The organism is Paenibacillus sp. FSL K6-1558, assembly GCF_038002565.1.
Classification (GTDB): Bacteria; Bacillota; Bacilli; order Paenibacillales; family Paenibacillaceae; genus Paenibacillus; species Paenibacillus polysaccharolyticus.
On sequence record NZ_JBBOCV010000001.1, the window covers coordinates 793,062 to 807,424 of the forward strand.

Consider the following 14,363-nt stretch of genomic DNA (forward strand, 5'->3'; position numbering starts at 1 on the left):
TTTCAAAGAAAACATTGCGTACTTTCGTACATGTTTATTTCATGCATGATTATTAGTAGATTTTTCGAGCTTGCTCATCCTGAATACCGCTCTTGCGATAAAAATACGTGTTAATCATATCGCGCCATTCCTTCGCGTGATCTGCCTGTTCCTCCTGCAGCGCAGCTACCTTGTTAAAGATGACTGGATCCACTTTACCTTCCAGCTCTCTCCATGTTTCGAGTAAAGCTTCAGCCTGCGCAGCACCTTCGAAATGAGTATCGTAGATGTGCTGGATAACCGTTTTACCGGAATGTAACACATGCGTGTACGGGACGTGATGGAAAAAGAGAATTAACTCATCGGGACAAGTCTCCAGTGATTCATATCTTGCTGCATTTTCCGCATGATATTGGGAAGTATAACCTGTACCACTCTTCACCGTCCGATCAACCCCAATTCCATGACAGTCCGCAAAGTGATACGTTCCCCATTTGGAATACTCGTAACCATCCACATTAGGTCCGTAATGATGATCCGGGTTTACCATCCAGCCTACACCGAGAGGTGCAGTATAATTTTCATAGATGTCAAGTGAAGACAGCAACATACCCGTAACCCGCTCTACGACTTGCTCATCATGTCCAAACGTTAATCTCACCCATTCATCTGCGATGGCTTCTGCCGAGAGCTCAGGATTCCACCCCAGTCTGCCATATCCGTACAAATTCGCTTGAGCCAGCGGATGGCCTGTCCAACTTGCATCCGCACCGATGTTGGATACAGCCGCAAATCCACTGTACTGGCGCTGATAGAGCGAACCGTCTGCAATGCGCTTGATCTCTGAGCCTTTGCCCTTGGCATACGTGTCAAAATCCAGAATTTCCTTCCACTGTGGCACAAGATAAGCCAGATGACGCTGTTGTCCTGTGTATTCTTGCGTAATCTGGAACTCGATCACTTGATTCGTATTCTCCATCGCCCCGAATAAAGGGGATACTGCTTCTCTAACCTGAAAATCCATAGGTCCATTTTTAATCTGCAAAATGACATTGTCTGCAAACCGTCCGTCTAGCGGTTTAAAGTGGTCATAAGCCGCGCGAGCCCGATCTGTAGTACGATCCCGCCAGTCCTGCTTGCAGTCGTATACGAAGCACCGCCAGATGACAAGTCCGCCAAAGGGACGAAGGGCTTCTGCAAGCATGTTTGCACCGTCTGCATGGTCACGATTGTATGTGAAAGGCCCCGGACGATTTTCAGAATCGGCCTTGATCACATATCCGCCAAAATCCGGAATCGCAGCGTACACCTTCGCCGTTTGAATCTTCCACCACTCACGTACCTGATCATCCAGTGGATCAGCTGTCTGCAAGCCACCAACTTCGATTGGACTGGCGTAATTGGCACAAAGAAACAAGCGAATACCATACGCTCTGAATTCAGCCGCTACCTTCGCAACATCACCAAGGTATCGCTCTGTCAGAAACAGACTCTCTTGTTTATGCACATTCACGTTATTAATCGTTATCGCATTGATTCCGGTTGAAGCCAGTAATCGGGCATAGTCTCGGATCCGCCCTAAATCCTGTGTGAACTCATCGTTTTCGTAAAAAATAGAACGCCCGGCATATCCCCGCTCAATACTGCCGTCCACATTATCCCACTGATTAATCATGCGCAGTTGATTCACGGGTTGCTCTGTAATAAATAAAGGCTTCTCTCCGTCAAGAGCCGAACCGGCCTCTTCTGACTTACCTTGCTTTAATGTCAGTTCACGAAGCAAATGAAAAACAGCATATAAAACACCTTGCGGCGTCTCTGAACCAATAATCAGTTCCTGGCGAGACTCATCTTCACGAATGATAAAACCCTCACCCTGTACAGCAGCACGTTCCGCCTCCGTAAACGCACTTGTCACCTGATTGTTCCCTGCCCAGGTGCCCACTCGGATTGAAGGTTTACGTTGTTCGTCTGAATCCGTGCTTTGGGTCTGAGAATGGCGAATGACAGGCTGTTCACCGTATAACTTACCGAGCCCTTGCTTGAGCTCGGTAAGAGCGGTATCGATGACCAGATGCTGTTCCTGTACATCAATTTGCCGGCTCCAGAGAGGAGCTGCCGTTCTCGTTCCCGTAGCCCCTTTCGCTTCTGGTAGTGCAACATGATAACCTAGCCATGCTTCATATTGCGGGCCGGACAGTCCAGATTGTACGGTAGTTTGACTCATTGTACAGCCTCCTTGCTTGCATAGATCTGTGCAAGACGATTATTTTTGCCTTCAAGCAACCACAGTATAGAAGTTACGCCACGTGGATAATATTTGCTGCCGACAGCAACACCGGATAAGATCTGGTCACTCCAGCACCAGTAGGATTCCTTCGGATGAAGCAACCATTCCACATGAGTTGCATCCGCTGCTTTCCCAGTCTCATCCCACTCCACACCCAGAATCTCACGTGTGATAAATTGGGACAAATAGATTTTGCTCAACCAGGAGTTGTTGCTTGTCGAAGACAGCTTCCAGCCACCATCTTCAAACAGACATATTCCTGGAACTAGCACCGTTTTTAGATGTGTATGCAGTGCCTTGATATAGGGTCCGAACCGACCGTTAACATCGAGTGCCGCTTCACAACCTGTAAAATACGGGAATACCAGACCTTCAATCGCCGGAATGATACGCGAATCGTTATTTTCCGCAATAACCGCCGGGATGTAACCTCCATCAGTCAATTGAGCAGCGACGCTTGCCGCGCAGCGATCTGCTTGTTTTCCTGCCTGATGAGACAGCTCTGCGAGCTTCTCGGCTGCAAACAACTTTTCGAGTGCAACATAGACAGCCCAGCATTTACCCGCAAGATAGATATTGTTCCGCGATTGTCCAAGGGATACGTCCAAACTGTCGTACGTGGTTATCTCTGCCCCGCCTTGTGTACGGCTGCTATCCAGTCCCATTAAGCCATTACGTTGATCTTCTTCTGGATGGTCACGGTTAAGCATACTTTGGAAGCATTCCTGAATAACCGGCAACATCTCCGTCACAAACTCCCGATCTTGCGTCTGCTCAATATATACCGTTGCGCAGCAAAGCCAATTGACAAGCTCTTCATGGCTCATCTGAGAGAAACAGTCATCGATGCCGACGAGTTCATACGCCGAATGACCCGGACGGGAAAATACATTGGCGATTCCAATATCATGTGTAAACGTAATGCCGCCCGGATGAAGTGTCTCTTCTCCAGGGAAGCGAACCTGATCCGTATAACTATAACGCTTCACAAACCACTCCAGCTCATTACGAACAGTCCATGGATTAAGAGCAAGCTCGAAGTACAGCTGATCTGCGGTCAGATCCAGCGTATTCATCATCCGATATTCGCCTTCATTCACAATCCAAAGCGGCTCGCCATCTGCATCGAGCAGTTGGGTGCTCGCATAGTAGCTGTGGATGGAATGAGCAAGCATATAGGACTGATCTTCGCTAAGCGCTTCCGTTCCAAGTCGCCGATCTACTTCGGCACAGGATGCAGTCAATGCATCAAAACGATCGAGTGCATACTCACCCGCTTGCAGAATGTCAGCAAAGTAACGTGTGTACCAATATGTGGTGTCCATACCGGTAGTTACAATTCCTCCCCGATAGAAACATACCGCGAATTGGAACGTGCGTTTCTGGCCTGCCGGAACTTCCATCAGTAATACCGATGTAGATCCTAAGCCAAATGCCAGATTGTCACGATGTTTTTCCTCTAAAATTTTCTCCAGCGTAAATCCGCGTGCAGGCCACAGACCTTCATTTTTCGACACAATAGCTGTCAGACGCCCTTGTCCAACCCCTGTCAATGGACCTCCCTCTGGTCCACCAATTAAACGCATCGCAGAATACGGATCACTACCTTGATAACCGAAGTACCCTTTACGGGTTTTCTCGCCTTGGCTGTTGTCAATGGTCATCTCGACCAACACTGCGGGTACGAGTGCATCCATCAGCGCTTCACGATCTGCACTCTTCGGATGCGGAACGGGACGTACAGGCGAATAAATACGGAATTCAAGATCTCCTGCATTCCATGTATCTGTCCCCGAAGTGAACTCCCGAGTAATGTCTTCATCCCGAAACGCAGAGATCAACGGCTTTGCCCCCGCACCGTCAGCTTGACTTCCACTGTCCAGCTTCTCCACATCATAACGTCTACTCTCATCTTCACTCGCTTCATAAAAAGGCAAAGCCTGATAATGCTCTCCATCACAAGCTTGTAATCCTATATATACGTTTTGGTCAGCCGGCTTCCCAAGTTCAAGCCCCAGCCCACCTTTAGCCCCTTTGTAACCTAGCGTGAAACTGGCAAATGCACCGATTGGTGCGTGATGAGCATTGTAAAAAATAGAATTGGATGTACTCATTCTTCATAACCTCTCTCGGAATAAGATATGCATGCGTTTTCATTAGCCCCATCCTATCACGCAGTGTCCGTCCAGACCATGAACAAATCAATCGGATATTTACCCAAATCAAGCTGAAATATGATAAAATATAAAGCGGTTACACTTTTAAAATTTTAATAAATTCGTTTTAAATATGTACATAACATAGCGTAACATGACCCAACATAAGGAGGAATTCAAATGTCTTCCACGTATTTACCTCCCGATCTGGGAGAAAGTGTGCATGAAGTGTTTTACCCAGATGTGCAAACCACCGTTAACTTGTTCGCCATTCATCTGCGCAGTGTCGGACCCGATTGGGACTATCCGGCGCACGAGCATCCTCAATATGAGCTCAATTATGTAACAGAGGGTGTGCAGTATATGACCATAAACGGTACTTTGTATGTACAAAACGCTGGCGAGCTCCTGCTGATCCCTCCGGGAAGCATTCATTCCAGCCAGAGCCGAAGCGGACAAGGCTTCACCTACTTCTGTATGCATTTTGATATTGATGATCAGCTGTTTCTCTCTCTTCTGGCACGAATCAAGCAAGTATTATTCGGAGCAGACAGCCCGGTTACCCGGCAGATTGAACCTGTGCTGCACAAGCTCATGTCCTCTGCCCACGATCAATCCCCCAGTGCTATGGTACAGCGCATGCAACTGCAATCCGCGGTATTTGAGCTGTTTGGTCACCTCTGGGAGACGGTGTCTCAGGAAGCAGTCCAGACGTTTGCGGGTGGGTACGAACGGATTGAACTGGCGCATCAGATTCGTACTCGGCTTCAAGGACTAATGAGCCAGCAATTCAAACAAGGCGATGAATCCGACAGCCACTATGGGATCGATGATATCGCCGCAGAACTCGGCATCAGTACTTCGCATTGCAATCGTGTTTTCAAACAAATATTCGGGCAGTCCCCCCGTACCGTTCTATCCCAAATGGTGCTGCACGAGGCCAAAGTTTTACTAGGTAATCCGCAGCTCTCTGTACAAAATATCGCAGTGATGCTTGGATATAAGGATATCGCCCATTTTAGCCGTCAATTCAAACGGTGGTCGGGGAAGTCCCCTTCACAATATAGACAGGAACAGCCTGCTCTGGAGTAATGTCCAGCAGCAGGCTGTTCTATTTGATGTTTACGTTACATATCGTTATTTCAGCAAACGTTTGATCAGATTCAATTTGTTATTGTAAGGCGGGTACAGCATATGCGGATTAAGCTTGGTACTCTTTTTCAAAACACTTTTCATATGTGAAAAGGTCTCGAAGCTGTACCGTCCATGGTACGAGCCAATACCAGAATGACCTACTCCTCCAAACGGTAGCCGTGGATTGGCCACATGTGTAATCGTATCGTTAATGCATCCTCCGCCAAAAGAAACCTCGTTTAACACTTTATCCTGAACAGCTGAATCGGATGTGAACAGGTACAAGGCTAACGGCTTTGGTCGTTTAATAATTTCGCCAATTGCATCATCTAGATGATTATAACTGATCATCGGCAAAATCGGCCCAAAGATCTCATCCTCCATCGTAGCTGCATTCCACGATTCCGCATCAATTAGGGTCGGCTCAATAAAGCGATCCTCTTCATCGGAAGAGCCTCCATAGATGACCTGGTCCCAGTCTCGTTCAATTAATGCGGTCAAACGTTTAAAGTGTGACTTGTTCACGATGCGCCCATAGTCCTTGTTATGCTGAATATCCGTTCCAAAGAAGGTTACTATCGCAGCTTTCATCGCATCAATTAAAGGCTGTTTTACACGCTCATGTACAAGCAAATAATCCGGGGCGATACAAGTTTGCCCTGTGTTCAGCAGTTTGCCCCAAATAATACGTTCGGCCGCAACTTGAATATCCGCCTGCTCATCCACGATGACAGGACTTTTCCCTCCAAGCTCCAGCGTAACAGGAACAAGGTTTTTCGCTGCGGCCTCCATCACGATTTTACCAACGGGTACACTGCCTGTAAAAAAGATATAGTCGAACGATGCATGGATAAGCGCTGTTGTTGTGTCTTTGGCTCCTTCGACCACTTGTACATATTCCGGCTCAAATACTTCACCAATCAATTTCTTCACAACAGCCGATACAGCCGGGGTGTTCTCTGACGCTTTGAGCACCGCCGTATTGCCCGCGGCAATCGCACCAACCAGTGGTTCGATAAGGAGTTGAAAAGGATAATTGAACGGCCCAATAATAAGCACCGCACCATACGGTTCAGGAAAGATATAACTTTTGGAGCCAATAAGCGCCACTTGAGTTCTAACCTTAACAGGCTTCGCCCACTTTTTGATTTTACGCATCGTGTGTGTAATGCTGTCGAGCATAAATCCAATCTCTGTCGTATACGACTCAAATTCACTTTTCCCCAAGTCTTGATACAGTGCCTCGGTCAATCCGGATTCATGTTTCTGAATGGCCTGTTTTAAACGTCTCAAACGCTCTATTCGAACTTCCGCTGGTCTCGTGGCACCGGAACGGAAAAATGTACGTTGTTTCTCCAGAATGACGTGTACATCTTCGTGTGTTAATTCTTGAAACGTGGTCATAATGCTCACTCTCCTTCGTTGGAAAAGATTATTGATGAAAGGTTTAAACTGACGAACCTATACGTTACATGCCGTAGCATGTTAAGTCTTTTCTTGTTGTTGTGCAATCTGACTGTAGATTAATCGAGCGCTGAATCAGCTACTTATTTATAGGCATTCCTCTTCAAGCGCAGCTACAAGCTGTTTAAGCAGATCGACGGAAGCGTGCAGCGAAGCTGAATAATAACGCTGCGTTCCCTTCTGTTCCACGGAAATGAGCCCTTTCTCCAGCAGCAACTTCAAATGGTGGGATATCGCTGGACGGGACAGACTGGACTGCTCCGTAATCTCATTCACTGTCATATGCCCTTTTTCGCTCAGCATGAGCAAAATCGATTGGCGATGGTTGTCACTCAGAACTTGAAACAGCGGGATACATGTTTGGAAAATGGTTATGGCCTTCTGACCCATATTTACACCTCGATTATCATTCTGCGTTCTATCTATTAACTATCATTCTACGAACTTTATAGTTTTTACTTTCATTCGTTTAAACATTTAAACCTATAAATTGAATTGTACTTCCTAATATCTCAAATTTCAAGAAAAACAGCTTAGAACAACAATCTTTTATAAATAAAACGCTTCCACTCTACCATACTTGTATGGTAGTATGGCAATGAAGGAGTTGAAGTTGTGGAACATACCCCCAGATTATCATCCAAAGCCGGTTTATCGCCCTTGTCAGGCCACCTCTCGGCGTTGAACAAGCAATCCTACTCGACGCGAGATTTGGTCTATGACACGCTGAAACGACAGATTTTGAGTCTGCAGTTGCCTCCGGGTACGGCCATTTCGGAGAAAGAAATCGCCCTGGACTTTCAGGTTAGCCGGACTCCTGTGCGAGAAAGTTTTGTCCGGCTCGCTCAGGAAGGTCTGCTGGAAGTGTATCCCCAGCGTGGAACGTATGTCTCTCTGATTCAACTGGATCTCGTCGAAGAAGCCCGATTTATGCGCGAGCAGCTGGAGCGAGCTGTCATCCGTCTAGCTTGTGCACAATTTCCAGAAGAGCAGATGTTGGCCCTTGAACACAATCTTGCAGAGCAGCAGCAATGCCTGAGCGAACCGGATGATGAACGCATGTTTCAACTGGATGAGGAGTTCCATAGCAGTCTTTTTGCTGGCTGTAACAAAAGCAACACCTGGACGGTGATTCAGCAGATGAATGTGCATTTGAATCGAAGCCGGATGCTCCGTCTGTCTTCCGATCATCATTGGGATCACTTAATCGAGCAGCACCGATCCATGGTTCAGGCGATTCAGCAGCATGATGCAGAGAAAGCAGAACGTCTGATGCAGGAACATCTGTATCTGACAGTGACGGATCTGGCTGTTCTGCGGAGTACATATCCTTCCTATTTCCAATAAGTACAGAATTCCTGCTTGCACATCGTAATACATGTTGTTTCTTCCACTAATGAGGATGAGGTGAATGAGATGAAGATGGTTTTTCGCTGGTTTGGCGAAGGCAATGATACGGTATCGCTGGATCAGATCCGGCAAATTCCGGGCGTCGAAGGCATTGTATGGGCACTACATGATGTTCCTGCAGGCGAAGAATGGCCGATGGACAAAATACTTGCTGTCAAGACAGCTGCGGACCAAGCCGGACTACATCTGGATGTCGTAGAAAGTGTTAATATTCATGAAGATATCAAGCTTGGACTGCCTTCACGGGATAAATATATTAGCAACTACATTAAAACCATGGAGAAACTTGCCCAAGTGGGTGTCAAAGTGATCTGTTATAATTTTATGCCGATCTTCGATTGGTTGCGTACGGATCTGCACAAAGAAATGGAGGACGGATCAACAGCCCTCTTCTATGAAGCTAGCAAAATTGAAAACATTGAACCACTGGAACTGGTTCGCAAAATCAATGAAAACTCCACCCTCACGATGCCGGGCTGGGAACCGGAACGACTGCAGTATCTCACAGGTTTGTTTGAAGCCTATAAAGATGTGACCGAAGACGATATGTGGGAGAACGCACGTTACTTCCTGCAAGAGATCATTCCTACCGCCGAGCGGCTTGGCATTCGAATGGCGATTCATCCCGATGACCCGCCTTGGCCGATCTTTGGTCTGCCTAAAATTATAATCAATCAGGACAATGTTCGCAGATACCTGAATCTATATGATAGTCCGGCGAATAGTGTAACGCTGTGTAGCGGATCTCTCGGTGCCAATCCAGACAATGATATCATCGGTATGATTCATGAGTTCAGTGATCGGATTCCGTTTGCTCACATCCGGAATGTGAAGGTCTATGAAAATGGTGACTTTATCGAAACCTCTCACCGCAGTCAGGACGGAAGTGTAGATATCGCGGGTGTTGTAGAAGCCTATCACGATATTGGTTTTGAAGGATACGCCAGACCGGACCACGGTCGACATCTGTGGGGAGAAGAATGTAGACCAGGCTATGGACTATATGATCGTGCACTCGGAATTATGTATCTCTGGGGTGTCTGGGATTCACTACAAAGGAGGGCAAACGCATGAGCGAACACCATTCGAACCTGAATCTGGAGCGTACTTCTCGCCTTCAAGGTAAAACAGCCGTGATTACCGGAGGGGCAGGCGTATTATGCCGCTCCATGGCTGAAGAACTCGCAAGACACGGCGCCAAGGTGGCCATCCTGAACCGGACGGTATCCAAAGGTCAAGACGTTGCATCCGCAATTGAAAAAGCAGGTGGCCGTGCCATTGCCGTTGCATGTGATGTCACCCAAGCCGAAAGTGTTCAGGCGGCGGCAGATATTGTTCGAGAGCAACTCGGCCCATGTGACATATTGATTAATGGTGCTGGCGGCAATAACGCCAGTGCCAACACAACAAATGAAATTTTTAAACCGGAGGATTTGGGTAATCCTGATGTGACCACCTTTTTTGATGTAAGTGTAGAGGGGTTTCGGCAGGTCATGGATCTGAACTTTGTCGGCTCCCTCATCCCTACTCAAATTTTTGCCAAACACATGATTGAGCGCGATGTACCGGCTACGGTCATCAATATATCGTCCATGAGTGCCCCATCTCCTATGACCAAAGTACCTGCGTATAGTGCTGCCAAGGCGGCTATTAACAATTTTACACAATGGCTCGCTGTGCATCTGGCAGAGTCGGGGATTCGAGTCAATGCGATTGCTCCAGGCTTCTTCCTGACCGAGCAGAACCGCAACTTGCTCTTACAGCCAGACGGCTCACCTACGGAGCGTTCCAGCAAAATTATTGCGCATACCCCAATGCGCCGTTTTGGTAAACCGGAGGATCTGCTCGGTACGTTAATGTGGCTGGCAGATGAGCATCAGTCCGGCTTTGTAACGGGTATTGTTGTGCCTGTAGACGGCGGATTCATGGCTTATTCCGGGGTGTAGTCTTCTTTTTGAATACATCGATTGTCTGAAACAGATTCACAATCCAACCGAACCTCGTGATATGCTCACGGGCTTCGGTTTTTTTGACGTTGATTTGATCCTCAAGTGATAAGGAATAAATTGCATCGTTGTGGGCAAGGATTGAGGGTGTAAAGGGTGGTGATGCATATATGATGGAGGAAACTACGGTCGTTGCTGTGCGAGCGATTATCGCTTTTCTCACCTTAATTGTCTATACGAGGGTTTTGGGAAAACAACAAATGGGCAACCTGACCTATTTTGATTATATTAACGGCATTACGATTGGCTCCATTGCCGGTACGTTTGCCACGGATTTGTCGTCCAAAGCGTGGATTCATTTTGTAGCGTTAACCATCTTCACCTTGATCACCATCATTTTTCAATACATTACGCTGAAAAGCCGAGCCTTCTCCCAAATTATGGACTCCGATCCCACCCTGGTCATTCAGAATGGCAAAATTCTGGAACAAAATCTGAATCAAATGCGCGTGAAGTTCGACGAACTCACCATGATGCTACGGCAAAAGGATGTATTTGACCTGACCACGGTCGATTATGGCATTTTAGAGCCGGATGGCACCCTATCCATTGCTTTGAAACCGGAGAATCAGCCCGTAACCGCAAAGGATATGCACATGCGCCCACCATCCCAGAAACTCATGACCGAGCTTATTATCGACGGTGTATTAATGAAAGAAAAACTGGCGGAGCGGAATAAGGACAGCAGCTGGTTAACCGAACAATTGAAAAAACAAAACCTGACGATTCAGGACATTGCATTTGCTGCCATTCTACCGAATGACAAGTTATATATCGATTTGTATAAGGATCGGTTATCAGACATGACCAGCACGGATGAGGAAAAAAAACGCAACTGATCTGAATGAATCTAGTATATCTGAACTCATAAAAACAATCTGACCAAACTTGTCCCGGGAGGTTCGGAAATGAAAAAGCATAAATGGCTTCTCTATACGATCCCCATTATCATGCTTTTGCTGTTCATCGCGATCATGATTAGCGGCCCTTGGCTCAAAAAACCTTTTGGCACGCAAGATCGCTTACTGGAATCCATCCAGAAGCTGGAGAAGCAGGTTCTGGACAAGCAGTGGACTCAAGCCAAAGGTCAGATCGAGTATGCCATGCAAGCTTGGCATCGGATCGTCAACCGCATTCAATTCAGCGTGGAGCGTGAAAGTATTTATGATATTCTGGGCGCACTTGCACGAATCCAGGGCGGTATTGCGGCGCAGGATGATCAAGCGATTATGGAGGAAATTTATTATTTTTATGCCTTATGGGATAACCTCGGGGACTAACACTTCGCACTATCCAAAGAGAGTTGAAACTAACCCGCAAATTATGCTGAGTGGTACAAAACAAAAAAACGATATAAAAACACCTCCTTTTAAAAAAAGGAAGTGTTCTTTGTTCATCCTTCGGACTTTCGCCCTATCTACATTACGTTCTATGCTCTGTTTAATCCACGGGATTTCGACTTCGAGGGACTTGCCGTTCCTTCTTTTCGGAAGAAAAGTGCAAGAGCTCCCTTTGCACACCATAACGCAAACAATGCAAACAGCGTACCCCAGAACAGAGCTGGCATAAACGTCTGTTGCGCCAGATTGGCTGCATCTCCGGCCTGAGATGGACGGGTCCAGGATGCCCAACCGATATACATCGCACTAACAACGGACTCTTCGAGCGTAATAAAGGCCAGTAGCAGATAGTAGTACTTCGCGATTTTCACACCAAAAATCATAATAACTACATTCAACGCGATAAACCCGGTCAACCACAACATTCCGAATTCGCCTCTGACATATAACACCAGCGACACAAGTGCCACAGCCGTCATAACTCCCAAGCCCCACATGTGCCGCCCTTTGCGGTACAAGTAAAACAGAAGCCATGCAAAAAGCGATGCACCAATGTATCCTGCCAGCGAAACAAATATCGCTCTCCCCGATGTCAGCATAGATGAATACGTGACACCGCTATGATCCGCGTATAATTCTATGCGTAACACTTTACCGGACAAAACCAGTGTCATCAGCGCATGAGCGAATTCATGAATCATCGTATCGAGATTACGGAACAAGGATGAGAACGGGATGAATCGGGTCAGAAATACAGAGGCCATTAGAAAAAGGATCGTTTTGAGCCACTTGTTCACTCTGTTCAAACCTCCTTGCCTTCAACTAGCGAGCCTATCCATTATAGTACGTCAGGCTTCCCTGCTTCGTTTCGTCTTTTGAAGTCAAGCGCGCATTGCTCCATCCACCAGCAAAAGCTGCGATTGTGCCCAATGAAAAAAGAAGATAGATCATATCGACCACGCCCTTTCTCAAAAGTCACCAAAAGTCGATTTCGCATCCGCAAAATGGCATCGTTCACGAACTGTTCGGCGGCTTTGCTCTGGATAAGCGTTACATATGCATATAGTGAATGATCGACAGGCTCATCCAGCGGACTAACCCCGGCACATGAAAACTCGGTCTGCACCCCTGCTTCATGGAGCAGGCTCAGGGAGCGAACCAGCTCTGCGTCGACCTCTACCCCGTTCCATATCACCGTCCGTTTGGGAGACACGGTTCGTTTGTCCCGTTCGGTCCAGTGCAACAGTTCCTGTTTCCGTCTTCTCCACAGATGTACAGGCTGTTCACTGAGCAGTACTTCCTGTTCCTCAAATTCTTCATGTACGTTCATCATGTTCCTCCTGGTCTGCATATCCAAACGTCTCAAACGAAAAAGAGCACATCACTGTGCTCTCTGCTTCGCAAAAGGCAAAGGAATAGGTCACGTTCATTCCTCAGCATGTTGTTATATTGTACCTTTTTCGGCGAAAAGCATCAAATGCTCATTAAAGTTCCTATTCGTTCAATGCCAGCTTCAGCGCTTCCAGATTCTCTCTCATCACGCTAATGTAGTCCTTGCCTGCCTTAACCTCATCCTCGGTTAAACCTTCGATGGGGTTCAACACAGCCGTCTTGGCTCCAATCTCCTTAGCAATAGTTTCAGATACTTTGGATGAAACGAGTGTTTCGAAAAAGATTGTTTTCACCTTGTGTTCCTTGGCAAAATCAATGACAGTTGCCATCTGTGCTGCGGATGGTTCCTGTTCAGGAGACAACCCGGCAATCGGAACCTGCTGCAAACCATACTCCGCTGCCAGATATGCAAAAGCCGCGTGTTGTGTAATAAAGTCCTTCCGTTTGCTGTCCTTCACAGCCGCTTTGAAGTCCTGATCCAGTGCTTCCAGCTTGGCAATATATGCATCGGCGTTCTGTTTGAACTGGTTTGCATGCTGAGGGGCCGCTTTGGCAAGTCCAGCTTCAATGTTGCGTACTTCCTTTATAGCGAGCGCTGGTGACAGCCACACGTGAGGATCAAGCCCGCCATGGTCGTGGTTATGCTCTTCACCTGTTGCGGCGTCATGGTCATGCTCGTGACCTTCCTTCGCAGAGGCGTCATCTGCGTGATCATGTTCTTCAGTGGTTGTTGCTTTGTCCGCTTGTTCGTGATCATGTTCTTCTTCTCCTCCTTCACGAATGCTAATCCCTTGACTGGCTTCCACCTGTACAAGTTTGCTATTGCTTAGGCTGTCTTTGACCTGATCCATCCAGGACTCCATGCCTGCCCCGTTGTAGACGAGAACATCTGCTTTTTCAATGCTCGCGATGTCCTGAGGCGTTGGTTCCCAATCATGCGGCTCCATGGCTGGCGGAATAAGCGTATGTACATCAGCCAGATCGCCCGCTACATTTTTCGTGAAATCATACATCGGATAAAAGCTGACCTCTACATTTAATTTTTGCTCCGAAGCCGCTGGAGTACTAACTGCAGCAGCTTGATCCGGATTGGAGGTTGTTGTTTTTTGGCCGCAACCTGTTGCAACAAGTGCCAAACTGAAGATAATTCCCAGCGCTGAAGTTTTGCCCAATTTCATAGTCTGAATTCCCC

Annotated in this window: 13 protein-coding genes; 6 read left to right on the forward strand and 7 right to left on the reverse strand. The window is 47.1% G+C overall.

Annotation, left to right across the window (positions count from 1 at the left end; genetic code table 11):
• Positions 1-52: 52 nt before the first annotated feature.
• Both MHI38_RS03225 and MHI38_RS03230 read right to left on the reverse strand, forming a co-directional pair.
• A complete protein-coding gene (locus tag MHI38_RS03225; protein ID WP_341180956.1) occupies positions 53-2,206 on the reverse strand; it encodes an alpha-glucuronidase family glycosyl hydrolase in 2,154 nt (717 codons plus the stop codon).
• Positions 2,203-4,383 carry a glycoside hydrolase family 52 protein gene (locus MHI38_RS03230; protein ID WP_154891833.1) on the reverse strand — a complete coding sequence of 727 codons (2,181 nt, stop codon included), beginning with the start codon at positions 4,381-4,383 and terminating at the stop codon, positions 2,203-2,205. Before MHI38_RS03230 ends, MHI38_RS03225 begins: the two co-directional genes overlap by 4 nt.
• A gap of 222 nt (positions 4,384-4,605) precedes the next feature.
• On the opposite strand from MHI38_RS03230, the gene MHI38_RS03235 reads away from it, so the two are divergent.
• On the forward strand, positions 4,606-5,517 hold the full coding sequence (locus tag MHI38_RS03235; RefSeq protein WP_090916427.1) for a helix-turn-helix domain-containing protein: 912 nt from the start codon (positions 4,606-4,608) through the stop codon (positions 5,515-5,517).
• A gap of 45 nt (positions 5,518-5,562) precedes the next feature.
• Here MHI38_RS03235 and MHI38_RS03240 read toward each other — a convergent pair whose 3' ends face one another.
• Positions 5,563-6,963: an aldehyde dehydrogenase gene (locus MHI38_RS03240; RefSeq protein ID WP_154891832.1), complete on the reverse strand. Its 1,401-nt coding sequence runs from the start codon at positions 6,961-6,963 to the stop codon at positions 5,563-5,565.
• Positions 6,964-7,110: 147 nt separating this feature from the next.
• Entirely contained in the window at positions 7,111-7,413 is a 303-nt protein-coding gene (locus MHI38_RS03245; protein WP_154891831.1) for an ArsR/SmtB family transcription factor, read from the reverse strand.
• 270 nt (positions 7,414-7,683) lie between these two features.
• On the opposite strand from MHI38_RS03245, the gene MHI38_RS03250 reads away from it, so the two are divergent.
• The 5 genes from MHI38_RS03250 to MHI38_RS03270 all read left to right on the forward strand — a co-directional run bounded on the left by MHI38_RS03250 (position 7,684) and on the right by MHI38_RS03270 (position 11,719).
• Complete coding sequence (locus MHI38_RS03250; RefSeq protein WP_373323176.1) at positions 7,684-8,370, forward strand: GntR family transcriptional regulator; 687 nt, start codon at positions 7,684-7,686, stop codon at positions 8,368-8,370.
• A 69-nt stretch (positions 8,371-8,439) separates the two neighbouring features.
• Complete coding sequence (uxuA, locus tag MHI38_RS03255) at positions 8,440-9,507, forward strand: mannonate dehydratase (RefSeq protein ID WP_154891829.1); 1,068 nt, start codon at positions 8,440-8,442, stop codon at positions 9,505-9,507.
• Positions 9,504-10,379 carry an SDR family oxidoreductase gene (locus MHI38_RS03260; protein WP_090916437.1) on the forward strand — a complete coding sequence of 292 codons (876 nt, stop codon included), beginning with the start codon at positions 9,504-9,506 and terminating at the stop codon, positions 10,377-10,379. The genes uxuA and MHI38_RS03260 overlap by 4 nt, the downstream gene beginning before the upstream one ends.
• A 173-nt stretch (positions 10,380-10,552) precedes the next feature.
• Entirely contained in the window at positions 10,553-11,278 is a 726-nt protein-coding gene (locus MHI38_RS03265) for a DUF421 domain-containing protein (RefSeq protein ID WP_341180957.1), read from the forward strand.
• Between the two features lie 69 nt (positions 11,279-11,347).
• Positions 11,348-11,719: a DUF4363 family protein gene (locus MHI38_RS03270; RefSeq protein ID WP_154891827.1), complete on the forward strand. Its 372-nt coding sequence runs from the start codon at positions 11,348-11,350 to the stop codon at positions 11,717-11,719.
• Between the two features lie 149 nt (positions 11,720-11,868).
• Here MHI38_RS03270 and MHI38_RS03275 read toward each other — a convergent pair whose 3' ends face one another.
• The 3 genes from MHI38_RS03275 to MHI38_RS03285 all read right to left on the reverse strand — a co-directional run bounded on the left by MHI38_RS03275 (position 11,869) and on the right by MHI38_RS03285 (position 14,349).
• Positions 11,869-12,576, reverse strand: a complete 708-nt coding sequence (locus MHI38_RS03275) for a M50 family metallopeptidase (RefSeq protein WP_090916441.1) — start codon at positions 12,574-12,576, stop codon at positions 11,869-11,871.
• 41 nt (positions 12,577-12,617) lie between these two features.
• Complete coding sequence (locus MHI38_RS03280; protein ID WP_154891883.1) at positions 12,618-13,109, reverse strand: hypothetical protein; 492 nt, start codon at positions 13,107-13,109, stop codon at positions 12,618-12,620.
• 163 nt (positions 13,110-13,272) lie between these two features.
• The gene (locus tag MHI38_RS03285; protein WP_154891826.1) at positions 13,273-14,349 is read right to left on the reverse strand and encodes a metal ABC transporter solute-binding protein, Zn/Mn family; all 1,077 of its coding nucleotides are present in this window, start codon (positions 14,347-14,349) and stop codon (positions 13,273-13,275) included.
• Positions 14,350-14,363 lie beyond the last annotated feature (14 nt).